The sequence below is a fragment of the Methylobacterium persicinum genome (assembly GCF_022179525.1).
GTDB classification, from domain to species: Bacteria; Pseudomonadota; Alphaproteobacteria; order Rhizobiales; family Beijerinckiaceae; genus Methylobacterium; species Methylobacterium persicinum.
In genome coordinates this window covers 152,147-178,121 of sequence record NZ_BPQX01000015.1, presented here as the reverse complement: position 1 = coordinate 178,121, position 25,975 = coordinate 152,147, and the positions used below count along the sequence as shown (strand labels likewise).

Here is a 25,975-nt window from a genome sequence, read left to right as displayed (position 1 = left end):
CCCCCGCCGCCCCGTTCCGGCCCGACGCGTCGAGCCGGCCCGTCACGCTCACCGCTCCCTCTGCGCCCGACAAAACGATGTCGCCGCTGCGGCCGGCTACGCCCCGGGCCTCCACCGTCCCCGACAGGTTCACCGCCTGCCGCGCCATCTCCCGTGCCGCCGCCGCGCTCAGGCTGACGCGGCCCCCCTCGGCCCGGATCACCCCGTCATGGGAGATTAACGCGCCCCGGCCCCCAGCCTTCGTCGGCACGGCCACCTGCAGGAACCCATCCCCCGACAGGTCCAGGGTTGCGCGCTCGCCCGCGCCCAGGCCAACCCGGCCCAGCGGCACTTCGATCGTACCCGCATTGTTCACCTGCCCACCCAGCAGCGCCACATAGCCGGCCCGGCCGACCGCGACCGTACCCGCGTTGGACACTGCTGCCGACATGCCCGCGCCCGCGAAGACCCGCCGCCCGGCGGTGAAATCCCGGTCCGCGATATCCAGGCTCGACGCCACGAAGCCGCCCCCGGCCTCCACCCGCCCGGAGCGGGTGATGGCGATGCCGTTGGGGTTGACGAGGTAGACTTGTCCGGTCGCGTCGATCCGCCCGGCGATGCTGGAGGGCGTGGCGCCGGTGACCCGGTTCAGGATGGCGGCGGCGGCATCGGGCTGGTGGATCTCCACGCGGCCGCCCTGGCCGACGGAGAAGCTCTGCCAGTTGACGATGGCGGTGGGCGAGGACTGCGTGAGGGTCATCGCCCCGCCCGCGGCCTGACCGAGGGTGACCGCCCCCGAGACCACGTGCCCGCCGGTGGGCAGCGTCTGGGCGAGGGCGGGTGTCCCCAAGGCCGGCATCAGCAGCGCCAGGAGGGGCGCCACGAGAGCCGTCGAACCCAGGAGTGCGGCCAGACGCGGGCGGGCTGCACGCAGGCAAGCGGGGCGCGGATCAGGCGCGGGCAAAGCGCTCTTCGGGGACAATGTCTCCGCAAAGGGACCGGCATTGCCGCCAGAGCGAGAGCGAGAGCGATCGCTACGCTGCCCTGTGCCGTCGCAGGACTGGTTGCCGATGATGCCGAGTAAGGTCACGAGTGCCTGCCGTTCCGCACGCAAAACGAAGAAAGCGGTGGCGGTATCCTGGCATAAGCGCCCCAGTCGGCGCTATAAATCGGTAGTTGAAACGCCTATTTCGGACTGTATTACGGATTGTATTTCGCGAAATCAGGGACGGACGCGATTTTTTCTCGGGGTTCCTCGCCAGGAATTCGTGAAGACGGCGACAATTAGCCGATAATTCAGACCGTTTCGCCTGCGGCCCTCACAGCGACCGGCCACGAACGTCCTTCCCGCACCAACGGGCCGGCTTTTTGCGCTAATTGCCTACTGCGCCGCTTCGATCGGAGCGATCCTTCCCTTCGTTGCGTCCCGGCCCCGGGCGGTCTCGTCCAGGGCGTCGGTGAACTGAAGACTCGCGAGCTGAGCGTAGAGGGCCCCGTCCGCGAGGAGGCTTTCATGGGTGCCGGCTTCGACGATACGGCCGTCGTCGATGACCAGGATGCGGTCGGCGGCCCGGATCGTGGCGAGGCGATGGGCGATCACGATCGTGGTACGGCCCAGCATCAGCGTGCCGAGGGCGGCCTGGACCGCCCGTTCCGACTCCGCGTCCAGGGCCGAGGTGGCCTCGTCCAGAAGCAGGATCGGCGCGTCCTTGAGGATCGCCCGGGCGATGGCGACACGCTGGCGCTGGCCGCCGGACAACGTCACGCCGCGCTCGCCCACCTGGGTCCCGTAACCCTGGGGCAGGGCCTCGATGAAGCCGTGGGCGTTGGCGAGTTCCGCCGCCCGTCGCACGTCCGCCTCGGAGGCCCCGGTACGGCCGTAGCGAATATTCTCCGCCACCGTGCCGGAGAAGACCACCGGGTCCTGGGGGACGAGGGCGATGCGCGCGCGCAGGGCCTCGGGATCCACGGCGGTGATGTCCACGCCGTCCACCCGGATTTGGCCACCCTGCGGATCGTAGAAGCGCAGGAGCAATTGCAGCACGGTCGACTTGCCCGCGCCGGAAGGACCGACCAGGGCGATCCGTTCTCCCGGCGCCGCCGTGAAGCTCAGCCCGTCGAGGGCGGCGTATTCCGGCCGTGTCGGATAGGCGAAGCGCACACCGTCGAACGCGACGGCGCCGCGGGCCGGCTCCGGCAGGGGCAGGGCGGGCACCGGGGCCTGCACCGCCGGCTCCGCCGCCAGGATCTCCGTCAGCCGCTCGGCCGCCCCCGCCGACATGGCGAGGTCGCCGTAGACCTCCGATAGCTGGCCGAGCGCCCCGGCGCCGAACACCGCGTAAAGCACGAATTGCGAGAGCTGCCCCCCGGTCATCGCGTGGCTGAGGACACCCTGGGCGCCGTACCACATCACCCCCACCACGGAGGCGGAGATGAGAAAGATCGCCACGCCCGTCAGGATCGCCCGCGCCTGGATGGACGCCCGGGCGGCGCTGTAGGCCTCCTCCGAGGCGGCCCGGAAGCGCGCCGCCGCATCCGATGAACGGCCGAAGGCCTGCATCGTGCGCACCGCGCCCACCGCTTCGGCGGCATAGGCGGAGGCTTCGGCCAGTCGATCCTGCGCCGCCCGGGAGCGCCGCCTGACGCCCCGGCCGGAAAAGATCAGCGGGAACACGATCACCGGGATCGCCGCCAGGACCAGCACCGACAGGCTCGGGCTGGTCACCACCATCATGGCGACGGCGCCGATGAACAGGAACAGGTTCCGCAGCAGGATCGAGACCGAGACCCCGAATGCCGACTTGATCTGCGTGGCGTCGGCCGTCAGCCGGGAGACGATCTCGCCCGACTGAGCCTTGTCGAAGAAGGCCGGATCGAGGGTCGTCAGCCGGGCGAAGACTGCCGAGCGGAGATCGGCGACGACGCGCTCGCCGAGGGTCACCACCGTGTAGACCCGCCCGGCGCTCGACAGGGCGAAGCAGAGCACGACCCCGAGGAGGGCCAGGAAATAGGCGTCGATGACGCCGCTGCCGTCTTCGGTGAACCCGTGGTCGATCACCCGCCGCATGGCGATGGGCACGATCAGCGTCGAGGCCGAGGCGCAGACCAGGGCGACGAGGCCCGCAACGATCCGGACCCGGTAGCGGAGGGCGAACGGAATGAGCGGGCGCAGCGCCTTAAGGGGAGCCTTCGGCCGTGCCGGACCGGCGGAACGCGCGGCCACTCTACCTTTGCGGGCCATCTCGCCTCATCGTTGCCTCCCCACTGCTTGTTCCGGCGGAACGGCTGGGGTATAGGCCGCCCCTTATCCGATTGTGTGTGTTCAATGGCCGCGGGCCGTCACCCGGTCGGCTTCCGACGCGCGGTTGCCACGAACCCCCGGTTCGATGCAACAGCGTAGACCCGTTTCAAAGTGGCACCCGGGTCGGGCGGCGCCCTTCGCGCCTCCCGCCGTGTGCGAGAACAATAGGGACAACGAGTCATGGCCAAGGCACCGGCGAATGCTGCCGCGAACGCCCCCGCGGCGAAGAGCGCGGACAAGGCGAAGGGAACGTCGAAGGGGACCGAGCACCCCGATTACCACTTCATCAAGGTGGTGATGACCGACGGCACCGAGTACCAGACCCGCTCCACCTGGGGCAACGCGGGTGACACCCTCAACCTCGACATCGACCCGCTGACGCACCCGGCCTGGACCGGCGGCGAGCAGAAGATGCTGGATCGCGGCGGCCGCGTCTCGCGCTTCACCTCCCGCTTCGGCAACCTCGGCGGTCGTCGCTGAGCGTGGCGTCATAGCGCGGCGCTCCGGCGCTGCGGTTCGTGCGGGCGGTCCACCAGGGCCGCCCGTTTTCGTCTGTCGGGGGCCTCTCGCCCATCCCCCAAGCGATTCGTGCCCGGAATTGCGGAGCGCGAAACCGGCTGCGCCGGACCCGCCCGCTCGTCTCGCGATTGCCCCGGATGGGCTCGTACGCCCGCGGCCCAGCGACCCGGTGCCTTTCTGAAGGCGGATGCGCGGCTTATCTCGGAAGGACTAGGTCCGAGATCCCGACACGATGTCCAGCTTTGAACGAGACCGCGAAGCGAACCGCTTCTCCGCCCGGGCCGGGCGCTATGCCAGCGTCGGCGCCAATGTCGGCGGCGTGGCCGCGCGCATGGCGATGTCCCGCCTGTTCGGGAAGGAGGGCACGACCAGCGCCGCCGCGCTGGCGGAGGCCCTCGGCGGCCTGAAGGGGCCGATCATGAAGGTGGCGCAGTTGCTCGCCACCGTCCCGGACCTGCTGCCGCCGGAATATGCCGCCGAGTTGCAGAAGCTTCAGGCCGATGCCCCACCCATGGGGGCGGCCTTCGTCAAGCGCCGGATGCAGGCGGAGTTGGGGCCGGACTGGTCCTCGCGGTTCGGCAGCTTCGACCTGAAGCCCGCAGCCGCCGCCTCCCTCGGTCAGGTTCACCGTGCCACCACGAAGGATGGCGAGGCCCTGGCCTGCAAGCTGCAATACCCGGACATGCAATCGGCCGTGGAGGCTGATCTCAAGCAACTCGAAATCGCCTTCGCGCTTCACCGCCGGATGAATTCGTGGCTCGACACCCGCGAAATCGCCAAGGAGATCGGCGCCCGGGTGCGGGAGGAACTCGACTACGAGCGGGAGGCCAAGCACGCGGGGCTCTACGGTGCCGTCCTGAAGGACATCGATGCCGTCCGGGTGCCGAAGGTCCACCCGGATCTCTCCACCGGCCGTCTGCTGAGCCTCGGCTGGCTCGAGGGCGAGAAGATCCTCGGCTTCACGGAAAAGTCGGTGGAACTCCGCAACCGCATCGCCCAGGCCATGTTCAAGGCGTGGTGGCATCCGTTCAGCCGGGCGGCGGTGATCCACGGCGACCCGCATCTCGGCAACTACACCGTGTTCCGGGATGGAGGTGAGCCGGCGGGCATCAACCTCCTCGATTACGGTTGCGTGCGCATCTTCCATCCCCGCTTCGTCGGCGGCGTGGTCGATCTCTACCGCGGCCTGCTCGAAGGCGACGAGGCCCGCATCGTCCATGCCTACGAGGTCTGGGGTTTTCGCGATCTCGACCGGGAGAAGATCGAGATCCTCAACATCTGGGCGCGGTTCATCTACGGGCCGCTCCTTGAGGACAGGGTGCGGACCGTGGCCGACGGGGTGAAGCCCGGCGAGTACGGGCGGCGTCAGGCCTTCCAGGTTCATCAGGCCCTTAAGGAACGCGGCCCGGTGACTGTGCCGCAGGAGTTCGTCTTCATGGACCGGGCGGCGGTGGGTCTCGGCGCGGTCTTCCTCCACCTGCGCTCGGAGCTGAACTATCATCGCCTGTTCGAGGCAGAGATCGAACACTTCTCCACCGAGGCGCTGGCGAAGCGGCAGGCCCTCGCCCTCAAGCAGGCCGGACTGGCGCAGCCGGTGTGACTGTCGTCATGGGTGCGCAATCGCACGCTGCGGGTCGACAGTATCTTCGGACGCCGAAGGGCATTCGTGGCTGTTCGCGATGACGCCGGATCGATGTTTCTTATCTGCCCGCAGCAATAGGCGTGATCGCTCGGAACCTGAGCGGTTGGGCTGATCATTCCGCCGGCCGGCGTTCGGCGGTTCGGCGTTGCTTAAAGCTTGGCTTAAGAGGATACAGTTAGGCGTGGGGGTTGCGGCAGATCGGCCGCCGGTGGGAGAATCCGATGCGCGTCCCGCGCTCCAACCAGGTCGCGCTGGCCGCCCTGCTCGCCGGATTGATGGCAGCGGGGCCGGGCCTCGCGGCCACGCCCGACTCCGCCGGCTCCACCGCGGACGTGCCCGTCCAAGCCCCGGTTCAAATCGCGCCCCAATCTCCGGTCGTCCAAGCTCCGGCCTCGGCCGCACCCGTGTCGCAGGCGGCCCCCGATGCCCCGGCGAAGCCGACCGGGACGAAACCGGCCGCGACCGCGACCACCCCGGACCCGTCCACCGATGCGTCCGGAGGCCCGATTTCCGATTTCAAGCCGCCGGAGCCCACCCAGGACAGTGCCCCGGCCCCGGCACCGACGGTGGCGACGCCTGCCGTACCGACCGATCCCATTGCGGCGGCGGTGTTCGCGCGGCTTGCCGATAATGCGCCGCTCCTCGCCCGACTGGCGACCAAGGAGCGCGCGGCTATCAAGGCCTTCTACGATGCCCGCGGCGACAAGCCCGTCTGGGTCGCTGAGGGGGCATGGACACCCGCCGCGAAGGCGGTGGTGGCCCGGCTCGGGTCGGCCGATGCCGATGGCCTCGATCCCCATGCGTATCCGGTGCCGAACCTCGCCGACAAGCCCGACGACAAGGCGGTGGCGGATGCCGACCTCCGCCTCTCGGCGGCCGCGGTTCTCTACGCCCGCGATGCCAAGGGTGGCCGGCTCAACCCGTCCTTGATCTCGCGCCTCATCACGCCGACCCTGGACCTGCCGGCGGCGGATGCCGTCCTGACCAAGCTCGCCGAGGCGGGGGCTCAGGCCGGCGACAAGCTGGAAGACTACAACCCCGCGACCGAGGGCTACCAAGCCCTGAAGGTCCAGCTGGCGCGCCTGCGTGGTCCGAAGGTGGCCGAGGCGAAGCCCCTGGCCCTTCCCCCGGGCCCGACCCTGCGGACCGGCATGCGGGATCCGCGGGTTCCGGCCCTGCGGTCGCATTTCGACCTTGAGGCCCGTCCGGCGGCGACTCTCGACCGGGGGCCGGGCGAGCCCGACCTCTACGACAGCACGGTCTCGGACGCGGTCGCGCGGTTCCAGCGCGAGCGCGGCCTGCCGGGTGACGGGGTCCTGAACAAGCGCACCGTTCTGGCGCTGGCCAATGTGGGCCGTCAGGCGAACCCCGGCGAGGAATCGGAACTCGTCGTCAACATGGAGCGGTGGCGCTGGCTGCCGCACGAGTTGGGGCCCGACTTCGTGCTGGTGAACGTCCCCGAATTCCGTCTCCGCATCTTCCGGGACGGAAAGCTTAGGGACGAGACCCGGGTCATCGTCGGCAAGCCGGAATCGCCCACCCCGATTTTCTCTGGGATGATGGAATACGCCGTCGTCAACCCGTCCTGGTACGTGCCGCCGTCGATCCTGAAGACCATGGTTCCGAAGCTGGCGAGCTACGGCGGCAAGACCTGGGGCGGGTACGAGATCGTCCGCCACGGCGGCCACATCTCCCTGCGTCAGCCGCCGGGGGAGAAGAACGCCCTGGGCTTCATCAAATTCATGTTCCCGAACCAGCACGCGGTCTACTTGCACGACACGCCGAGCCGGTCGTTGTTCTCGGCATCCATGCGGGCGTTCAGCCACGGCTGCGTGCGCGTCGACGACCCCTTCCGCTTCGCCGACGCGGTCCTGCCCGACTGGAGCGAGGAGCGCCTGAAGAAGCTCATCGGTAAAGGCGAGCGAACCCTTCGCCTCCCGCAGAAGCTGCCTGTGCACATCGCCTATTTCACCACCTTCGTGGATGATGGAGGCAGCCTGCGCCGGGTCCCCGACCTTTACGGCTACGACGCTCCGATGCGCTCGGCCCTCGGCCTGCCCGGCGGAAGCGGGCCCGCCATGGCCAAGCTGGCGAAGGAGCCGGCGCGGAAGGTGGCCGAAGGCGCCTCCCGCGGGGCGAGCCGGCCGACCCATGCCGCCGGTCGGCCTCCGTCGCGCCACGCAGGCTATGCGCGGCCTCCCGTGCGACGCTACGCGGAGCCGGATATGGACGCCTTCGATACGCCCCGGTCATCGCGGGCGGACGGGCGGCCGGACTACGGCGAGCCGGGCCTGTGGACGCCCGCGCCCGCCCCGGTCTCGCGCTCGTTCTGGTGAGGCGGCGCGCGTCGTCCACGGCATTTTTTCCAATGCAGTACGACTTGTGAGTGTGCGCCCGCACGGCCGGGCACGATTTCGCCACGGTCCAGGCTTAGCCGTTCGCCTATTGATGGCCGCACGGCGGGTCCGTTTGCCTCCGGGCGCCGGACAGGGGCGGTGCAGCCACGGCTCTTTTCGCCCGCGGGCGGAAACCGGGAGGACTGAACCGTGCCGAGCAGTCGCGAGTCCGCCCGCTTTTTTCGCCGCTGGCTGGTGGCGGCATCGGGCATCGCCGCGGCGCTGATCGGCGGTAGGGTGGAAACCGAGAATGCGGTCGCCAACGGCGATACCCGCACCCTGACGATCTACCATACGCACACCCAGGAAAGCGCCACGATCACCTTCAAGCGGGACGGGCGCTACGACCGCGCGGCCCTGGACCAGCTGAACTGGCTCCTGCGGGACTGGCGGATCAACGAACCGATCAAGATGGACCCGCGCCTGTTCGACACGGTGTGGGAGGCGTACCGGCAGGTCGGCTCAACCCAGCCGATCAACATCGTCTCGGCCTATCGGTCCCCCGGCACCAACGCCATGCTCCGGCGGCGTTCGAAGATGGTCGCCGAGTACAGCCAGCACATGCTCGGCAAGGCCATGGATTTCTACCTGCCGGACGTGCCGATCGACCGGATCCGTGAGGTCGGCTTCCTGATGTCCCGGGGCGGCGTGGGCTGGTATCCCCGGGCGAACACGCCCTTCATTCATCTCGATGTCGGCTCGGTGCGCTCCTGGCCGCGAATGACGCACGACCAGCTCGCCCATCTGTTCCCGGACGGGAAGACCGTCCATCTCCCCGCGGATGGTCACCCCATGGCCCGCTACGAGGAGGCCAAGGCCGAAATCCTCGCGCGGGGCGGCACGGTGGCCGGCATCACCACCCAGCTCGCCAGCGGCGAGGATGAGGATGGCCCGAGCCTGATGGGCTTCCTGGCGGGCCTGTTCGGCGGGTCCAAACCCGAGCCTGTGGCCGCGCCGGCCCCCGTCGTCGCCGCACGGAAGGGAACGCGGACGCCGGCTGTCGCCATCGCTTCCGCCGATCCTGAGGACACGACCGGCCCCCGGGCGGCCATGGCCTATGCCGCGCCCGCTGCCCCCCCGGCCCCGGCCGACGCCCGTGCCATGCTTACCGCGGAGCCCGCCGTTGCCGTTGCCGTTGCCGTCCCGGCCGGGGAGGGGGCCCTTCCGTCCGTGGTCGCGCCGCTTCCCCCACGTCGTCCGACCGAGGCCGCCATCGTCGCGGCCGCAGCGATCGCGATGCCGCTTCCCCCGCCGCGCCCCGTGCAGCTGGCGGCCCTCGATGGCGGGATGATCAATCTCGGATCCGCCGTTCCGCCGACCCATCCGGCCGCGCCGATCCCGGCCGCCCCGGCGCCGGCGGCACGGGCGACCCTCGTCGGGCCGGATGCCGATGCGAAGGCGCAGCTCCGCTCGCTCTTCGAGGCCGTGGCGATGGGCCCGGTGGCCGCGCCGGCCGGTCGCAATGTCCCGGTGCATGTGGCGAGTGCCCGGGCGATGCCGACGGGGCCGACCGGAGCCATCGCCGCATCCCCCGCCAGGGTCACGACCCGCTTCGCCCGTGACGTGCCGGACGAGTCGCGGCTTGGCGCCCGCTTCACAGGGCCGGCCGCCGTGCTCCTCCGCTCGTCCGAGTAAGGGACGCCCGGCGCAAACTCACTCGGCCTCGTCGTCGGCCGGCCGGTAGAAGCGGATCACCCGGCCATCGGGATATTCGACCGAGCGCCCGTGCATGACGAGGTAGCCGGAACCGACCGCCGAGCTCAGCCGGTCGAGGCGCTCGTCCTCGTAGGACGGCGGGTATCCGGCATAGCTGTAGACCGGATAGGCATAGCGCCTGACCACCACCGGGCGGGGCCGTTCCACGCTGACGATCCGCGTCCGGCGGGGCGCCGCGGCGACGATCCGGCGGGGCGCCTCGTGAACGACGCGAACGCGGTGCCGTGCCGCCTCCCGGTGCGGGGACGGACGCGGCGCGCGGGCCGCGCTTGCATGGTCCTGCCGGTGGGGAGAGACGGCGGCCGGCGTCGCGACCGCCGGCTGCGGGCTCGTCTTCGCGGCCTCCGGCTGGCGGGCGGGCGGATCGGTCCACGTCGTGGTCGGCTCGGCCGCGGCCGGCAGGGCGAGGCCGGTCAGGATGGCGAAGGCAATGAGGCTGCTGCGCACGCCGTTCGGCATGGGGGACCTCCCGGGAAGGAGCGCCGCGACTGCGGTGCAAGATTGCTAAGGACTATAAAGCAACGGCACGATTCGAGATATGGCGACCCGCAAAGCTCGGCATTGTTCTACAGCTGAAACCGCATCGAACGCGAAAGTGAGTTAATCTGTCTCGCTTCGATGGAATGAGCTGAATTTGCCCGTTGCAGATGACCCTGCGGCGCGCTGACTTTTCGGTGCGCTGCGAAGGCCCCGGGCGGAACCGCACCCCCCTTCCGTGGTTGGCCAGCCGATGCCTTCCGACACTTCATCCCAAGCGGGCCCCATGCGGGTCAGCGTCGATCTGAACCTGTGCCAGGCCTACGCGCAGTGTTGCTACGCGGCGCCGCGGTATTTCCGGATCGACGGACGGGAGGCCCTCTTCTACGACCCGTCCCCCGCGGCGGCCGATCGGGTCGAGATCGAGCGCGCCCGCTTGGCCTGTCCGGTCCAGGCGATCCGCGTTCAGGATCCGGAAGCCTGACATGCCGGCCGATGCCCGACCTGAGCGTATTGTCGTCGTCGGGGCCGGGCTTGCGGGTCTCCGGGGCGCCGAGGCTATCCGCGCGGCTGGCTTCCGTGGCTCCCTGACCATTGTCGGAAACGAGCCCCACAGGCCCTACGACCGTCCGCCCCTCTCGAAGCACGTCCTGACGGGGCAGGTGGCGGCGGATGCCAGCCAGCTTCCCTCCTCCCTCGGTGACGACGTGACATGGCGCCTAAGTATCGGTGCCGAGACCCTGGACCGCGAAGCGCGGCGTCTGCGCCTCTCCAATGGAGAGACGCTCCCCTATGACCGCTTGCTCATCGCCACCGGGACCCGGGCTCGGCCCTGGATTCATGCCGACGAGGCAAAGCTCCGCAACGTTTTCTCGATCCGCTCGAGGGACGATGCGGCGAGCCTTCGCGCCACCCTGGCCGCGAAGCCGAAGCGCGTCCTCGTGATCGGCGCGGGCTTTATCGGCTGCGAGGTCGCGGCGGTGTGCCGGGAACTCGACCTGCCCGTCTGCCTGATCGATTCCAGCCCATCGCCCCTGGCCCGGGCGCTGGGCCATACGATCGGCGCCTATATCGGCGAGATTCACCGGGGCCGCGGCGTCGATCTGCGCATGGGCAGCGAGGTCGCCCACCTGGAACATGCGGATGGGCGCGCCACCGGGGCCCGGCTCAAGGACGGCGAGGTCCTCTCCGCGGATGTGGTGGTGGTTGCCCTCGGCGCGGTCCGCAATACGGAATGGATGACCGGGTCCGGACTTTCGGCCGATTCCGGGGGCGTCGATTGTGACGACCACGGCCATGTCCTCGATGAGAGTGGACAGCCGGACAGGTCCATTGCGGCGGCGGGCGACGTGGCGCGGTTTCCGCACCCCCTCTACGGCGGCCGTCGGGTCGCCCTCGAACATTGGGGCCATGCCGTCGCCCAGGCGGAGCATGCGGGCCGCTTGCTCGTGGGGGAAGACTTGCCCGTCCCCTACGCCGCCCTGCCGAACTTCTGGTCCATCCAGGGTGACATGGTGGTGAAATCGGCCGGACTCACGGACGGAGCCGACGCGGTGGCGATCGTCCAGGGCGACCCGGCAGACAGGCGCTTCGTTGCCCTCTATGGCCGCGCCGGCCGCTGCATCGCCGCCGTGGCGGTCGACAGCGCCCGCTGGCTTCCGGCCTATGCCGACAAGGTCGCCAGTGGCGCGCCCTTCCCCCCGATCGACACGGCGACCGACCGCCCCCTTCGCGAGCCCGAGATCCGCGATCCGGGCTTCGCCTGAGCGACTGACAACGGAATCGAACCGGCATGGCCGACGCGACTCTCCTCAAACAGGTCAAGGATTTCGCCAACCGGGCGAATCCCTATCCGATCTATGCCCGCCTCCGGCAGAACCCTGTCTCGCTGCAGGATGATGGCTCCCCCGACGGGACATGGGTCGCCGCGAGTCACGGGGCCATTTCGAGCCTCCTCGGCGATCCCCGCGTCAGCTCGCAGACGCTGCCGCCGGCCGACCGGCCCAGGACCGGCAACCCGATCACCGACTTCCTCATCAAGCCGATCAAGGACCGGATCACCGATCACCACCGGCCCTTCATCTTCCGCGATCCCCCGGACCACGATGCCCTGCGGGCCGCGGTGATGAACCAGTTCACCCGCGAGCGCGTGCAGGGCATGCGCGAACGCTCCGACCGCCTCGTCGCCGAACTTCTCGATGCCAAACGCGACGCACGCCGCTTCGACGCAGTCGATGACCTCGCCTACCCGCTTCCGGTGACGGTCATCTGCGAATTGTTCGGTGTGCCCCGGGAGGACGAGCCGCAATTCCATGATTGGGCGACCCAGCTCGCCACGGCCCTGGAACCCGACAGCCTTACGGACGACGACACCCGTGCCAAGAACAGCCGGACCTTCGACACCATCGCGGAGTACATGGGTAGCCTGATCAAGGATAAGCGCCGGCACCCGAAGGACGACATGCTCTCGGGGCTCGCCAACGAGGCGACGCCGACGGGCGTAAAGATGGGCGACTACGACCTGATCGCCACGTCGATCCTGATGCTGGTGGCCGGACACGAAACCACGGTGAACCTGATCACCAACGGTCTGCTGACGCTCCTGCGGCACCCTGATGAACTCGAGAAGCTCCGCGCCGACCCGGCCCGTGCGCCGCGGGTCATCGAAGAGCTGCTGCGTTACGAACCCCCAGTGCAGTTCCGGACGCGCACCACCCTCAGCCCCATCGATATCGCAGGCGTGACCATCCCCGAGGGCGCCGACCTCGTGCTGCTCCTGGCCGCCGGAAACCGCGACGCCAACGCCTTCGACGATCCGGAGCGGTTTGACCCCGACCGGAAGGGCACCCGCCATCTCGGCTTCGGCGGTTCGCTGCATTACTGCGTCGGCGCGCCCCTGGCCCGGTTTGAGGCGGAGGCGGCGCTCACGGCCCTGGCGCGTCGCCTGAAGAACCCACGCCTCGTCGAGGACCCACCGCCCTACCGTCCGGGCGCGGCCCTCCGCGGGCCGGAGCACCTGCTCGTGGCCATCGATGGCATGGCGTAGGGCGCGGGCCCTACCCCTCCCGCCGCTGGCCGAATACCGATTGAAGGAGGCCCTGCTGGGCCGCCACCGGACTGGCGATGGGCCGCGGTGTCGGCCGGTCCTCGGCGATCAACGAGTCGAGGTGCAGAATCCGAGAATGCAGCCTCCGGGTGCGCACGATCAACTGTTGGAGACGCATGGGCAGGAGGGCGAACGCCTCCGCCTTCGGCGGCTCGGTGACCCCGAGCTTGACCCGGTGCTTCTCCTCGCTCGCCTGCGCCGGCGTCATCTCACCCTCGGCCACGGCCCGCTGCACCAGCAGCCATGACGCGATCTGCATGAGGAGCGTCGTCAGCCGCATGCTCTCGGCGGCATAGCTCAGGGTTGCGTCCCGGGAGGTGAGCCGAGACTCGTCCCGGCCGTCGCCATCGAGATAGCTCGCCGTCTCCTCGACCAGGGCCATGCCATCGCGGAACAGGGCCTTGAAGGCGTCCGAGTGCACGTAGCTGGCGCCGAACTCTACCCAGTCCCGGTTGTCCCGAAACGTGACGTCGTACCCGTTCATCCTGCCTCCTGTGCCGCCGGGCGGCTCCGTCATGTCCCAGGCCGGGCCAATGGCCGGTGCATCTCACGGTGGCGGCGCAATCCTAGCGCCCCGGACGCGGCGTTGCGAAGTTGACTTCTTATTAACCTTAAACGGCCAGCATCGCCGATCGTCGAAATCCTCCGCAAATTTTGAGCGATCGCTGTTTGAGCGATCTGCACGCCCCGTGACTCTTGTGGATCGAGGATCACGGCGACGCCCCGCGCGGTCGGGATGATTCGACTGTGGCGTGCAAACATCAATGCGGGGAAGGTGTCGCCCGAGGTGCGCCGGCGCACGGCGACGCCACAATCCGGCCCCTTCGATAGGGAGTGTTAAACGCCGACACCCCACGGTGCGGCCGACCACTTCCCGAGGCCGCCCGGGCCACACGATTTCCGGACCAGAGCCAGCGACCGATGCGCAGACAGGCACCTTCCCGGTACACCCCCCGTTTCACGGCCTTGCTCGGCCTTGCCCTGAGCACCGCCGCGGCCGGCTCCGCCATGGCCGCGTCGGCCCGCGATCAGGCCGGTTACGCCCAAGCCGAATGGGCGCAGGACTACGCGGCCCCCGCCGCCATGCAGGTTCAGCGCGAGACCGTGCCGATCCTCTCGCCCCAGACCATCGCCGCCACCGAGCAGATGGCCGAGAAGTACAAGGAGATCGTCTCCCGCGGCGGCTGGCGTCAGGTCAGCGGCGCCGAGCGCCTGCGGATCGGCTCCAAGGGCCCCGCGGTCGCCGCCGTGCGTCAGCGCCTCGTTGTGACGGGCGACCTCGACCCGGCCGCCGCGAATACCGGCGTGTACGATTCCTACGTCGCGGCTGCCGTGAAGCGGTTCCAGGCCCGCCACGGCCTCAGCCAGACCGGCTCCATGAGCGCGGCCACCGAGCAGGCCATGAATGTGCCCGCCGAGATCCGCCTGCGCCAGCTCGAGACCAACGTGCTGCGCCTGCGCTCCTATTCGGGCGATCTCGGCCGCCGCTTCGTCATCACCAACATCCCGGCGGCCCTCGTCGAGACCGTGGAAGACGGCCGCATCGTGACCCTGCACGCCGCGGGCGTCGGCAAGATCGACCGGCAGTCGCCGATCATGAACACCAAGGCGACGCAGATCAATTTCAACCCGACCTGGACGGTCCCGGCTTCCATCGTGAAGAAGGACCTGATCCCGAAGATGCAGAAGGATCCGAACTACCTCACCGATAACCGGATCCGCATCCTGTCCAACGGGCAGGAGATCTCGCCGAAGTCGGTCAACTGGAATTCGGAAGAAGGCACCCGCTACACCTACCGGCAAGATTCGGGCGCCGACTTCAACTCGATGGGCATCGTCCGCATCAACATCCCGAACCCCTACGGCGTGTTCATGCACGACACGAATACCAAGGGCGTGTTCGGCGATGACTTCCGCTTCATCTCCTCGGGCTGCGTCCGTGTCCAGAACGTGCGCGAATACATCACGTGGCTGCTGAAGGACACACCCGGCTGGGGCCGCGAGCAGGTCGAGCAGGCGATCGAGAGCGGCAAGCGCGTCGATGCCACCCTGTCGCAGCCGGTGCCGGTCTACTGGACCTACATCACCGCCTGGGCCACCCCGGACGGCCTCGTCCAGTTCCGCGACGACATCTACAAGCGCGACGGCGTGAACGTCCCCTCGACGATCAGCGCTCCCACCCCGGTGGCGAGCGCCGAGTCGACCATGCCGCAGACCTTCGAGCCCGGCGACGAAGACAACAACTGATCTTCGCTGCATGACTGCCGAAAGGGCCCGCGTTCCACCCGGAACGCGGGCCCTTTCGCTTTGGGGCGGTGTCATGCGGCGGTCGCCGAAATCTGTTGGTTGCGCCCTTTGAACATGGAGCTGCCGATGCCGCCTCTGACCCGTCGCGAGACCCTTGCCGGCGCCGCCGCGCTGACCCTGGCCGCCGGCAACGCCTCCGCCCAGGCGAGCGAGGCCGCCGGAACGGTCTACGGGCTGGACGGCACCGCCCGCGCGCCGCTCGCCGGCATCCTCGTCTCGAACGGACGCGAAGTCGTCCGCACGGACGCCCAGGGCCGCTACCGGTTGCCGATGCCGGGCGACGGCGCGGTCTTCGTGATCAAGCCGCCGGGCTACGCCCTGCCGCGGGACAAGGACAACGTCCCCCGCCACAGCTACATCCACCAGCCGGGCGGCACACCCAAGGAACTCGGCCTGCGCTATCCGGGTGTGGACCCGACCGGGCCGCTGCCCGCGTCCATCGATTTCACCCTGACCCGGGTGGACGAACCAGACGAGTTCGACGTCCTGCTCTTCACCGATCCGCAGCCGGAGAGCCGGCTCGAACTCGACCATGTCCGCGACACCGCCGTGGCCCGGGCCATGACGATCCCGGCCGCATTCGGCATCACCACCGGAGACGTGCTGTTCGACGACCTCTCCCTTTTCGGACGCTCCAACGCCATCGTCGGGCGGATCGGTATCCCCTGGTACAGTCTGCCGGGCAACCACGACCTGAACATGCAGGCACCGGACGCCCGCTACAGCCGGGAGACGTGGAAGCGCGTTTTCGGGGCCCCGTCCTTCGCCTTCCAGCACGGCCGCGTCCTGTTCGTGATGCTGGACAACGTCGTCTGGCTGGGGCCGCCCGTGCAGGTGGGTGCGGGCACCTACGAGGGGCGGATCGGCGAGGCGAACCTCGCCTTCCTGCGCAACCTGCTGGGCGAAATGCCCGCCGATACCCTCGTTGTCCTCGGGACGCACATCCCGCTGCACACGGACGCGCCGCCAAGCGGGCCGCACAACAACACCGTCGATCGCGACGCCCTGATCGAGGTGTTGCGCGGCCGGAAAGTGCTGGCCATCTGCGGGCATACCCACACCACCGAGCACCACTATCTCGCGGACAACCTGCACCACCACGTGATGACAGCCGTCTCCGGCTCATGGTGGAGCGGCCCGGACACCCGAACGGGGATCCCCTCGGCGGACAGCCGCGACGGGACGCCCAACGGGTTCCACGTCCTCTCGGTGCGGGGCACGGACTACACGACCCGCTTCGTGCCCGCCCAGGGCGAGCCGGACGGGACCATGCGCATCGCCTTCGAGAGCCAGATCCGTGCGGGCGCCCCCGAGGTCGTCCGGACGTTGCGGCCCATGGAGGCCCTGCGGCCCCCGGTCTCGCAGGATGCCCTGGTCGATACGGTTCTGGTGGTGAACGTGTTCGACGGCGGCCCGCGGACGACGGTGAGCTACCGCGTCGGGGGCAACGCGCCGGAAGCGATGGTCCGCACCCGCCGGCCCGATCCCTTCGTGACCGAACTCTTCGCCCGCTACCCTGATACGAAGAAGGCCTGGGTCGGGGCGATCCCCTCGACCCATATCTGGACGGCGCGCCTCCCGGCGGACCTGCCGCCGGGGGCGCACCGGATCACGGTGGAAGGGAAAGACGAGTACGGTCGTCCCTTCCGGTCGGCCACGGTCCTGGAAGTGACCCGGACTGCGTGACCGTCGCCGTCAGGCGGCGACCTGACGCTGGCCGTGGCTCCCCTCGCCGATCTCCTCGATGATCTTCTTGCAGAAGGCGTCGAGGTCGTCGGGCTTGCGGCTCGTGATGATGCCCTGATCGGTCACGACTTCCTTGTCGTGCCAATTGCCGCCTGCGTTGATCACGTCGGTCTTGATCGACGGGAACGAGGTCACGTCGCGACCGCGCACGCCGCCGGCTTCGATCAGCAGCCACGGGCCGTGGCAGATGGCGGCGACCACCTTGCCGGAGGTGAGGAAGGACTTGATGATCTCGATCGCCTTGGGCTCGAGGCGAAGCTTGTCCGGGTTGATCTGACCGCCCGGCAGCACGAGGGCATCGAAGGCGTTCGCGTCGATCGTCTCCAGATCGGCATCGACCTTCACGTCCTTGCCCCAGTTGGTCTTATCCCAGCTGCGGATGGTCTGCTCGCTCTTGCGGGACTTCGGGGCGGCCACGGTGACGGTGGCGCCGGCTTCCGCGAGCTTGGCCTGCGGCACGGTCAGTTCGACCTCCTCGAAACCGTCCGTGGCGATGATCAGGATCTTGGCTTGCTTGATGTCGGTCATGGCGGGGTCTCCCGTTCGTCGAGTTGCCCCGCCAACGGGTTAATGCGTTCGCCGTTCCCCCGACGACAGGACGCCGCGCCGAGCCCGTTGGCCGCATGGAGGAACAAGGGGGAGCCGGACCCGTTTGGCACCCACCCGGAGACCACGTGAGGAGTAAAGCGATGGCCAATCCCGGAATGCCCGACCCGACACCCGGCGACCTTCCGCCGCCCCCGCCCACCCCGGACGAGGAGCCGGATATCGGGCCGACCGGCCCGCGCACGCCCTATCCCGTGAACGACCCGGGCGTGGGTGAGCCCGGCGGCCCGGGTTCCGAACCCGACGTGTTCCCCGGCTCTCCGACGGATCCCGGCACGCGGATGTGAGAACCCGCCCCCGGGTCAGTGGCCGCCATGCGAGGCGCGCACGTCCCGCGGGGCATTGAGGATTTCGGAGAGGCTCGTCGCGACGTGGCGGGCCTCTTCGTCCGTCAATCGGAGCTGGAACGGCGGAAGCGCGCCGGCCTGGAAGGCGACCACCGCCTGCCCCTCGTCGTCGGTCCCGACCTCGATGGCGGCGGAGGTGACGTCGAGCATGGCGATGTCCTCGCCGAGGCCCTCCGCATCCAGCGCCTCGTCGGTCTCGTCGATCGCGGTGAGCAACTGGCCTACGGCGCGCATGAGCGCCCGGGCAGCCCGGGCGTCCATGACCACGGCCGTCGCCTGGTCGTCTTTCTGAAAGGAAAGCTGGATGTTTGCACCGTCCAGCGAAACCGAAATGCCTGCCATATATCGCCCGGAAGCCGATGAATGTGCCGGCGCGGACCAGACACGCCCTTTCATGGCGCGAGACCCGAGCCAGCCGTAAGAGGCTGTCCCCTTTGTCCTATATGCACTGCCGGCCGGGGAAATCACAGGGGCCGGACGGGTGCTGCGGATGCACCAGACGGTTGCGACAGCGCGAACGCCTTGTTGCTGCCGCAGGGGCGGCCTATCTAAGACAACGGGGGGCACTTCTGTCGAGACCGACGCTCACGCGAAAGGTTCAGTGTCTCGCGCCCCGCCGCTCTGGCCCACCCAGAAAGACTGTCGTGCCATCCGCGGCCATGATGCCGCGCGCACGGCCTATGGACGAACGAGGTACACTACGTGAATACCGGCACTGTAAAGTGGTTCAACGAGACCAAGGGCTACGGGTTCATCCAGCCTGATGATGGCGGCAAGGACATTTTCGTCCACATCTCTGCCGTCGAGCGCGCCGGAATGCGCAACCTGGTCGAAGGTCAGCGGATCGCTTACGAGGTCCTGCAAGACAAGCGCAGCGGCAAGGACGCTGCCTCGAATCTTCAGGCTGCCTGATCACAGGCGACACTGACGAGCCGCCCCGGCGGCTCCGACCGACAGCCGCCCCGGACGCAAAAGGCGTCCGGGGCAGCGCATCCCACATAATGAGAAACGACGCCGAGCGCGCGAGACGCGCCGGTCCAGATAACAAAAGCAGAAAGTTTCAATGCAGTTCGAATACACGCGGCGCCGTAGCGTCCGCTCCCCGGTCACCGATGCGCCCACCTTCCGGGTCGGCCGCCTCGCTGCCTCCGGACAGGCTGAGACCGATGTCAGCCACCTGATCGACCGTTCCTACAACTACCATTCCCCGCGGGAGCTGCACTGGCATCTCGCCGATCGCCTGGGCCTCGCCCCCGGCGCCGTCTCCCTCCGGGAAACCGTGGCCGCGGCCTGACGGACGGGTCCGCCGGAAGGGTCAGCTCCTTCCGTTGCCCGACGGGGCGCTGCCCCGTCACCATACTGAGGTGCCAAAAGCCCCTCGACACGCCAGACCCCGAGAGAAGGCTTCAGGCCTGCCAGGCAGCGATCACCGGATCGCGCAGGGCGCGGGGGAGGGCGACCAACTCGCCGTGGACCGGATCGGCCCGGTTATAGACCGCCGCCTCGCCCGTCAGCGAACACACGGCGCCTCCGGCCTCCCGCAAAACCAAGTCGGCGGCCGCGAGATCCCAATCCCGGGCGTCCGACGAGATCATCCCGACATCCACCGAACCTTCGGCCACCCGAACGAGGCGCAGGGCCAGGGACGGGATGCGGTCGATGCGGACGAAGTCCGAATCCGGCCCGGCCCCCCGGGTCAGCCGGTCCAGCATCGGTTTCGGCCCCGTGATGCGGGATGTCCGTAGGGCATCCCGCGGATCCACCGCGATCCGTTCCCCGTCCCGGAAAGCACCCTGGCCCCGGATCGCCTCATAGGCGACGCCGAGCGCCGGGGCGTGGACGAAGCCGATCACCGGCTCGCCCTTCGCGAGGAGGGCCACCGCGATGGACCAATCCGGATGGCCCGACAGGAAGGCGCGGGTGCCGTCGATCGGATCCACGATCCAGACCAGATCACGGCCCAGGCGCGCCGGATCGTCCGCGGTTTCCTCCGACAACCACGCGGCCCGCGGCACGATCTCGCTGAGCCGGATCTTGAGGAAGGTGTCGACGGCGACGTCGGCCTCCGTGACGGGCGAACCGCCCGCCTTCGACCAGACGCGTGCCGTGGTCTGCTGGCCCTGCCTGAAGTACGGCCGCGCGATCGACGCCGCCTCGCGCATCACCGCGCGCAGTTCGGGCATCAGCTCTGCCACGCTCGCTTCGGTGAGGGGTTCGGGCATCGTGGTCCTGTGGCGGACTCGTCGGGCAACAGAGTGGAGCCTGTCACCGCAAGGACGACGGACGCCGAAGACTGCGATCTGGGGAAGATCGAGGGACGATCCTACCTCCGTTCTATGCCGCATGGCCCAGCGCCACAAGCCGAACCATGCCGAACCGCCACCGTGCGGAACGTCGCGGCCGTCGGCGTTTTGCCAACGACTCAGTAAGATGAATCGATCTTGAAGTGTGCTGGCAAGAAAACATTGAGCATTCAAGGAAGCATTGAGCATTCCATCAGTGAAATCCCCGTCCAGAATCGCTTAACGACAGCTCTTAAGGCGTATCGAGGGAGACCGATGCGATTTTGCTGCGCATAACGGACGGTCCCGAAGGGGCTGCCACTTGCGGGAATCGCCTGAGGGCGTTGAGGCTCATACGATGGACACGCGTACCGACAGCCACGCACCGGCCCTGGCGATGCCCGCCTTCGAGGCGTCGCCCCTTCCGGTGATCGGCCGCCTTGCCGCAGGCCGCCGCGCCGTGGGCGTTGCCCTTTGCTACGCCGAGGACGAGGCCGATCTCTGCGATGAGGACCGCTTCCTGCTGCTCCTCGTCGATGCCGAAGGGGATGTCCTCCAGCGGCTCGGCCCCTTCACCGAGGAGGATGTCGTCGCGACATGGCGCGCCCTCGCCGGGCAGGCCGGGCTTGTGCGGATGATCATCCGGGAAGACGGTGTCCAGGTGCCGGTGTCGCAGCAGGTCGGCCGCTTGATGCTGGGGCGCATCCGGATCCGCCGCCGGCATGCCGGCCTCGGAGCCCGTCGCCCGCGTTTTCTGGCCCGTCGCAAGACCGGCCGTCTTCCGGCCCGGCCGCAGATCTTCCGCGGCGAAGCGGAGATCATCGCCCGGTCCTGATACGGCGGTCTGCCGTTCAGGACAGCCCTTTGATCAGCGCATCGGCCGTGAGGCCCACGAAGAGAATCAGCCCCGCATCCCGATTAGACCGGAACAGTCTCAAGGCTCCCGCCCCGTCCCGCTCCTGAAGGCGCAGGACCTGCCACGTGAGATGCCCGGCGAAGGCCGCGACGCCAGAGAATCCCACCGGACCCGCTCCCGCCTTCCACGCCGCGAGTGCCACGCACCCGGCCGCCAGCCCGTAGCACAGGCCCACCGCCCCCTTCAGCCGCCGCCCGAACAGCCGGGCCGAGGAACGGATGCCGGCGATCTCGTCGTCCTCAATGTCCTGAACGGCGTAGATCGTGTCGTAACCGACGATCCAGGCGACCGCCCCCGCGTACAGCAGCAGCGCCGCCGCATCGAGCCGGGCGAAGACGGCGACCCATCCCATGAGCGCGCCCCAGGCGAAGGCAAGGCCCAGGACCAGTTGCGGCAGAGACATCACCCGCTTCATGAACGGGTACACCGCCACGGGCGTCAGCGAGCACAGCCCCACGAGGATGGCCGTCTCGTTGAATTGCAGCAGCACCGCCAGGCCGACGAGAGCCTGCGCCACGAGGAACAGCACCGCGTGTCGCACCCGCACCTGCCCGGAGGGGAGGGGGCGATGGCGCGTGCGTTCGACCTGCGCGTCGAGGTCACGGTCGGCGATGTCGTTGTAGGTCGAGCCGGCGCCGCGCATGACCACGGCGCCGATCAGGAACAGGATGCAATCGAGGGGGTCGGGGTAGGTCCGATCCGCGGCGATGGCCGCGAGCGCTGCGGACCACCAGCACGGCAGCAGGAGAAGCCACCAGCCGATCGGACGGTCGATCCGCGCCAAGCGCAGATAGGGACGCCACGCCCTGGGAGCATGTCGATCGACCCAATGGCCGGCGACCGCGTCCGCCGGACGGCGTTCTCCCAAGGCGGTTCCGTCCGCCCGAAGGGGCGGGCTCAGAGCGCGCCCTGCGGCAGCTTGAACGAGCCGCTCAGGCCCGGGCCGCCGAGGAGGCCGCCACCGCCGCCGTTCTGCGCCTGGGCGCGGGCCTGGGCCTCCATCTTCGAGGCCTTGGCGGCGACGCCGCAGATCTGCGACCGGATGCCGGTGACCTTGGTGTGGTCAGCCTTGAAGCCCTCGGAGAACGAATCGGGGATCAAGCACCATTCCTTGTTGGCGGCGATCCACTTCAGGCCCTCGTTGCCGTTGGACACGAGCCTGCCGAACAGGGTGCACGCCTCGGCGGGCGTCATCTTGTTCTTCGACGTGGAGGCGGCGTTGGCCCGGCTCACCAGCGCCTTCCGTTCGGCGAGGGTCTTCTGGATGGCGCTGCAATCGTTCGCCACGGTCGGCGCCGCCGGCATCGACTGCGTCGCCGAGGGCGCGGCCGTCATCGGCTGGGTCATCGACTGCGCCATCGCCTGGCCGGACACCAGGAGGCCGGCCGCCAGCGACGCCGCTCCCAGCACGAAGCTCCTGTAGGTCATTCCGGGACTCCCCTCGAGACAGTGCCTCGTCACGCCGAAGCGTTTCGAGATCGTTCACACCGCCTTCGCCATAGGAATGTGGCGTCAATCGAGCGAGAGGGTGCTCCCGGCGCGAGGCGATGGGGAGGATCGCGAAATCCAGTCACTGTCGCCCGACGGCAACACTGCCGGCCGTCGTCCGCGTTGACTCCCGCGCAGGGGCGCGCAACCAACCTGCCCATGCCGGCCTACGACTTCAAAGCCCCCCGCCTGTTCGTGGAGACGAGCCTCGCCGCCGGCGCTGTCCTGCCCCTCGAGCGGGCGCAGGCGAACTACCTGCTCAACGTCCTCAGACGCGGGGAGGACGATCCCGTCCTCGTCTTCAACGGCCGGGATGGCGAGTGGCACGCCCGCGTCCGCGCGACGGGACGGAAGGACGGCGAACTGCATCTCGTCGCGCAGACCCGGCCGCAGACGCCACCGTCCAACCTCCATTACCTCTTCGCACCCCTGAAGAGCGCCCGCCTCGACTATGTCGCGCAGAAGGCGGTGGAGATGGGGGCCGGCGTGATCCGCCCGGTCATCACGCGCTACACGCAAGGCGACCGGATCAACATGGACCGGTTGCAGGCGAACGCCGTCGAGGCGGCCGAGCAATGTGGGATCCTGGCGATCCCCGATTTCGCGCCGCCCCTGCGCCTGCCGGAAGCCCTGGCCGCCCTGGAGCCGGAGCGGCTCCTGGTGTTCTGCGACGAAGACGCGCCCATCGCCGATCCCGTGCGGGCCCTGTCCGCGGCGGCGGACCCGGGCCGGCCGCCGGCCATCGCGGTGCTGGTGGGGCCCGAAGGCGGCTTTTCCGACGAGGAGCGTGGCCTCATCCGCGACAGACCAAACACCGTGGCCCTCTCGCTCGGACCGCGCATCCTCCGGGCGGATACCGCCGCGGTGGCGGTCCTGGCTCTCGTCCAGGCTGTTCTCGGAGACAGCCGCTAGGGCGCCGAACGGGGTGTGCCGGCGCACATCGCTCGTCTTCCGGCGGTGGAACACGGCTTCACGCCGCACAGCTGCGCTTGGGCCGCAGGGTCGTCCGCGTTGTCCGGCCGGAGCCTCTCGACTATGTGGCTCACAGGATGCCTCCCCGCCCGCAATGAGTTCGCGGTCGGTGGGCAGCCCGTCCGCAGTCCGGTTCTCGGGACGGGATTTCACCGGGCGGGACGACCGGGTCACCGGCGCGCCGCCATCCGAACGGATCACAATTCCTGGGTAGGCAGCGCATGGCGCGCGACTCCGACGACACCACGCCGCTGACGACGCGCGCCGAACTGATCGACTGGTTCGCCGCCGGCGAAAAACCGCGCGAGCGCTTCGCCATCGGCACGGAGCACGAGAAGATCCCCTTCTACAGGGCCGGCAACCGCCCCGTGCCCTACGACGGCGAGGCGGGGATCGGCGCGCTCCTCCAGGGGCTTGGCCGGGAGACCGGGTGGGAGCCGATCACCGACCGGGGCTTCGTCATCGGCCTCGCGGCCAGCGAAGGCGGCGCCATCTCGATCGAGCCTGGGGGACAGTTCGAACTGTCGGGCGCGGCCCTGCCGGATGTCCACGCCACCGCCGCCGAGCTGTCGGCCCATCTCGACGCGGTCAAGCAGGTGGCCGATCCCCTCGGCATCGGTTTCCTGACCCTGGGCATGAGTCCGAAATGGCGGCGCGACGAGACGCCGGTCATGCCCAAGAGCCGATACCGGATCATGGCCGGGTACATGCCGAAGGTCGGCAGCCTCGGCCTCGACATGATGTTGCGCACCGCCACCGTGCAGGTGAACCTCGATTTCCGCTCCGAGGACGACATGGCGCGCAAGATGCGCGCCTCCCTCGCGCTCCAGCCGGTGGCGACGGCCCTCTTCGCCAACTCACCCTTCACCGACGGACGCCCCAACGGGTTCCTCTCCCGGCGCTCGGAGATCTGGCGCGACACCGACGCAGACCGCACGGGCATGCTGCCTTTCGCGTTCGAGACCGGCTTCGGCTACGAGGCCTATGCCGACTGGCTGCTCGACATGCCGATGTATTTCGTGAAGCGCGGCGACATCTATCACGACGTTTCCGGCGCCTCCTTCCGGGACCTGATGGAGGGACGCCTGCCGCAGCTCCCCGGCGAGCGGGCCACGGTGTCGGACTGGGCGAATCACGCCTCCACCGCCTTCCCTGAGGTACGCCTGAAGCGCTTCCTGGAAATGCGCGGCGCCGATGTGGGGGATGCGGGCATGATCGCGGCTCAAGCCGCTTTCTGGACCGGGCTCCTCTACGATGAAACGGCCCTCGATGCGGCCCTGGATCTCGTGAAGGGGTGGACCACCTCGCAGCGGGAAGCGGCCCGGGCGACCGCGCCGCGCCTCGGCCTCGCCACGCCCGTGGGCTCCAGGACCCTCGGCGAGGTGGCTGCGGAGGCCCTCGCCATCGCCCGGTCCGGGCTGAAGGCGCGCAACCGGCGGGACGCATCCGGGCATGACGAGACCGGGTACCTCCAGCCCCTCGAACTGATCGTCGCCGCCGGACGGACGAAGGCCCAGAATCTCCTCGACGCTTACGAAACGCGCTGGGAATCGTCAGTCGATCCGGCTTTCGCGGAGTGCGTTTTCTGACATTCAGCATCGTGGGTGCGCGGGAGCGGCCCCTTCGAGGTGGAACGACTGACCGTCCGTCGTAGTTCTGGGACCGGACTACGTTCAACTGAAGGATGTCAGGCATGTCCCGCATTGCTACCTTCGCCGTCGGCACCGTCACGTCGCTGGCGCTCGTCGCCGGTTCGCTCACGGCGGCCGAGGCGGCGCCGCTGCCGGCGCAGACCGGCGCCAAGGTCGCTGGCGAGAACACCGCCATCGATCATGTCCGCTACCGCGGCTATGGCTACGGATATGGCCGTGGCTACGGCTACCGCCGCGGCTACGGTGGCCGGGCCGCTGGTGCCCTCGCGGCCGGCGCGGCGCTGGGTCTGATCGGCGGCGCCATCGCGGCCAGCGCCGCGCCCCGGTATGGCTACGGTTACGGGTATGGCTACCCGGCCTATGGGTACGGCTACGCTCCGGCCGCCACGTATGGCTACGGCTATCCGGCTTACGGATATGGCTACCCGGCCTACGGCGGCTACGGCTGGTAAGCCGCGTCTGGCCCCCAGGGGCCAGGGTGGATAAGACGCTCCCTGTTCCCGGACAAACTCCGGGGGCGGGG

General features: G+C 69.0%; 25 protein-coding genes. 16 read left to right on the top strand and 9 right to left on the bottom strand.

Annotation, left to right across the window (positions count from 1 at the left end):
• Window positions 1-862 (bottom strand): two-partner secretion domain-containing protein (locus tag MFF22_RS06650; RefSeq protein ID WP_238248190.1); only part of this gene is annotated, 862 nt, incomplete at its 3' end.
• 498 nt (window positions 863-1,360) lie between these two features.
• Window positions 1,361-3,220, bottom strand: coding sequence for an ABC transporter transmembrane domain-containing protein (locus MFF22_RS06645; protein ID WP_238248189.1), 1,860 nt, complete (start codon window positions 3,218-3,220; stop codon window positions 1,361-1,363).
• 240 nt (window positions 3,221-3,460) lie between these two features.
• Between MFF22_RS06645 and rpmE the strand changes: the two genes are divergently transcribed.
• The 4 genes from rpmE (at window position 3,461) to MFF22_RS06625 (ending at window position 9,472) form a co-directional block, all read left to right on the top strand.
• Window positions 3,461-3,760, top strand: coding sequence for a 50S ribosomal protein L31 (rpmE, locus tag MFF22_RS24665; protein WP_283206158.1), 300 nt, complete (start codon window positions 3,461-3,463; stop codon window positions 3,758-3,760).
• Window positions 3,761-4,031: 271 nt separating this feature from the next.
• Window positions 4,032-5,399 carry an ABC1 kinase family protein gene (locus MFF22_RS06635; protein WP_238248188.1) on the top strand — a complete coding sequence of 456 codons (1,368 nt, stop codon included), beginning with the start codon at window positions 4,032-4,034 and terminating at the stop codon, window positions 5,397-5,399.
• 263 nt (window positions 5,400-5,662) lie between these two features.
• On the top strand, window positions 5,663-7,777 hold the full coding sequence (locus tag MFF22_RS06630; RefSeq protein WP_238248187.1) for a L,D-transpeptidase family protein: 2,115 nt from the start codon (window positions 5,663-5,665) through the stop codon (window positions 7,775-7,777).
• A gap of 210 nt (window positions 7,778-7,987) precedes the next feature.
• Complete coding sequence (locus MFF22_RS06625; RefSeq protein WP_370877534.1) at window positions 7,988-9,472, top strand: peptidoglycan L,D-endopeptidase MepK; 1,485 nt, start codon at window positions 7,988-7,990, stop codon at window positions 9,470-9,472.
• Window positions 9,473-9,490: 18 nt separating this feature from the next.
• Here the strand turns inward: MFF22_RS06625 and MFF22_RS06620 are convergent, their stop codons facing one another.
• Complete coding sequence (locus MFF22_RS06620; RefSeq protein ID WP_238248186.1) at window positions 9,491-10,012, bottom strand: hypothetical protein; 522 nt, start codon at window positions 10,010-10,012, stop codon at window positions 9,491-9,493.
• 304 nt (window positions 10,013-10,316) lie between these two features.
• Here MFF22_RS06620 and MFF22_RS06615 point away from each other — a divergent pair, with 304 nt between their 5' ends.
• Genes MFF22_RS06615 through MFF22_RS06605 form a run of 3 tightly spaced genes read left to right on the top strand, consistent with a single transcriptional unit; the run spans window position 10,317 to window position 13,076 of the window.
• A complete protein-coding gene (locus tag MFF22_RS06615) occupies window positions 10,317-10,514 on the top strand; it encodes a ferredoxin (RefSeq protein WP_238248185.1) in 198 nt (65 codons plus the stop codon).
• Window position 10,515: 1 nt separating this feature from the next.
• Complete coding sequence (locus tag MFF22_RS06610) at window positions 10,516-11,796, top strand: NAD(P)/FAD-dependent oxidoreductase (protein ID WP_238248184.1); 1,281 nt, start codon at window positions 10,516-10,518, stop codon at window positions 11,794-11,796.
• A 26-nt stretch (window positions 11,797-11,822) separates the two neighbouring features.
• Window positions 11,823-13,076: a cytochrome P450 gene (locus tag MFF22_RS06605; RefSeq protein WP_238248183.1), complete on the top strand. Its 1,254-nt coding sequence runs from the start codon at window positions 11,823-11,825 to the stop codon at window positions 13,074-13,076.
• A gap of 10 nt (window positions 13,077-13,086) precedes the next feature.
• Here the strand turns inward: MFF22_RS06605 and rcdA are convergent, their stop codons facing one another.
• Window positions 13,087-13,620, bottom strand: a complete 534-nt coding sequence (gene rcdA, locus MFF22_RS06600) for a protease adaptor protein RcdA (RefSeq protein ID WP_238248182.1) — start codon at window positions 13,618-13,620, stop codon at window positions 13,087-13,089.
• 437 nt (window positions 13,621-14,057) lie between these two features.
• Between rcdA and MFF22_RS06595 the strand changes: the two genes are divergently transcribed.
• Window positions 14,058-15,383: a L,D-transpeptidase family protein gene (locus MFF22_RS06595; RefSeq protein WP_370877535.1), complete on the top strand. Its 1,326-nt coding sequence runs from the start codon at window positions 14,058-14,060 to the stop codon at window positions 15,381-15,383.
• A 126-nt stretch (window positions 15,384-15,509) separates the two neighbouring features.
• Window positions 15,510-17,129 (top strand): calcineurin-like phosphoesterase C-terminal domain-containing protein, encoded by a 1,620-nt coding sequence (locus MFF22_RS06590; protein WP_238248181.1) that lies wholly within the window; start codon window positions 15,510-15,512, stop codon window positions 17,127-17,129.
• A gap of 9 nt (window positions 17,130-17,138) precedes the next feature.
• Here the strand turns inward: MFF22_RS06590 and MFF22_RS06585 are convergent, their stop codons facing one another.
• The gene (locus MFF22_RS06585) at window positions 17,139-17,717 is read right to left on the bottom strand and encodes a type 1 glutamine amidotransferase domain-containing protein (RefSeq protein WP_238248180.1); all 579 of its coding nucleotides are present in this window, start codon (window positions 17,715-17,717) and stop codon (window positions 17,139-17,141) included.
• A 161-nt stretch (window positions 17,718-17,878) separates the two neighbouring features.
• On the opposite strand from MFF22_RS06585, the gene MFF22_RS06580 reads away from it, so the two are divergent.
• Window positions 17,879-18,082: a hypothetical protein gene (locus tag MFF22_RS06580; RefSeq protein WP_238248179.1), complete on the top strand. Its 204-nt coding sequence runs from the start codon at window positions 17,879-17,881 to the stop codon at window positions 18,080-18,082.
• 15 nt (window positions 18,083-18,097) lie between these two features.
• Here MFF22_RS06580 and MFF22_RS06575 read toward each other — a convergent pair whose 3' ends face one another.
• Window positions 18,098-18,484, bottom strand: a complete 387-nt coding sequence (locus MFF22_RS06575) for a hypothetical protein (RefSeq protein ID WP_306424666.1) — start codon at window positions 18,482-18,484, stop codon at window positions 18,098-18,100.
• Window positions 18,485-18,844: 360 nt separating this feature from the next.
• Here MFF22_RS06575 and MFF22_RS06570 point away from each other — a divergent pair, with 360 nt between their 5' ends.
• Both MFF22_RS06570 and MFF22_RS06565 read left to right on the top strand, forming a co-directional pair.
• Window positions 18,845-19,054 (top strand): cold-shock protein, encoded by a 210-nt coding sequence (locus MFF22_RS06570; RefSeq protein ID WP_238248178.1) that lies wholly within the window; start codon window positions 18,845-18,847, stop codon window positions 19,052-19,054.
• Between the two features lie 151 nt (window positions 19,055-19,205).
• A complete protein-coding gene (locus tag MFF22_RS06565) occupies window positions 19,206-19,436 on the top strand; it encodes an AsnC family transcriptional regulator (RefSeq protein ID WP_238248177.1) in 231 nt (76 codons plus the stop codon).
• Window positions 19,437-19,548: 112 nt separating this feature from the next.
• Here the strand turns inward: MFF22_RS06565 and MFF22_RS06560 are convergent, their stop codons facing one another.
• On the bottom strand, window positions 19,549-20,364 hold the full coding sequence (locus MFF22_RS06560) for a 3'(2'),5'-bisphosphate nucleotidase CysQ (RefSeq protein ID WP_238248176.1): 816 nt from the start codon (window positions 20,362-20,364) through the stop codon (window positions 19,549-19,551).
• Window positions 20,365-20,782: 418 nt separating this feature from the next.
• Here MFF22_RS06560 and MFF22_RS06555 point away from each other — a divergent pair, with 418 nt between their 5' ends.
• Window positions 20,783-21,259, top strand: coding sequence for a DUF6101 family protein (locus MFF22_RS06555; RefSeq protein ID WP_238248175.1), 477 nt, complete (start codon window positions 20,783-20,785; stop codon window positions 21,257-21,259).
• A 16-nt stretch (window positions 21,260-21,275) separates the two neighbouring features.
• Here the strand turns inward: MFF22_RS06555 and ubiA are convergent, their stop codons facing one another.
• Both ubiA and MFF22_RS06545 read right to left on the bottom strand, forming a co-directional pair.
• On the bottom strand, window positions 21,276-22,208 hold the full coding sequence (ubiA, locus tag MFF22_RS06550; protein WP_238248174.1) for a 4-hydroxybenzoate octaprenyltransferase: 933 nt from the start codon (window positions 22,206-22,208) through the stop codon (window positions 21,276-21,278).
• Between the two features lie 29 nt (window positions 22,209-22,237).
• On the bottom strand, window positions 22,238-22,768 hold the full coding sequence (locus tag MFF22_RS06545; RefSeq protein WP_238248173.1) for a hypothetical protein: 531 nt from the start codon (window positions 22,766-22,768) through the stop codon (window positions 22,238-22,240).
• Between the two features lie 219 nt (window positions 22,769-22,987).
• Here MFF22_RS06545 and MFF22_RS06540 point away from each other — a divergent pair, with 219 nt between their 5' ends.
• The 3 genes from MFF22_RS06540 to MFF22_RS06530 all read left to right on the top strand — a co-directional run bounded on the left by MFF22_RS06540 (window position 22,988) and on the right by MFF22_RS06530 (window position 25,904).
• Entirely contained in the window at window positions 22,988-23,740 is a 753-nt protein-coding gene (locus MFF22_RS06540) for a 16S rRNA (uracil(1498)-N(3))-methyltransferase (RefSeq protein WP_238248172.1), read from the top strand.
• Between the two features lie 281 nt (window positions 23,741-24,021).
• Window positions 24,022-25,389, top strand: coding sequence for a glutamate--cysteine ligase (locus MFF22_RS06535; protein WP_238248171.1), 1,368 nt, complete (start codon window positions 24,022-24,024; stop codon window positions 25,387-25,389).
• 104 nt (window positions 25,390-25,493) lie between these two features.
• The gene (locus MFF22_RS06530) at window positions 25,494-25,904 is read left to right on the top strand and encodes a hypothetical protein (RefSeq protein WP_238248170.1); all 411 of its coding nucleotides are present in this window, start codon (window positions 25,494-25,496) and stop codon (window positions 25,902-25,904) included.
• Window positions 25,905-25,975 lie beyond the last annotated feature (71 nt).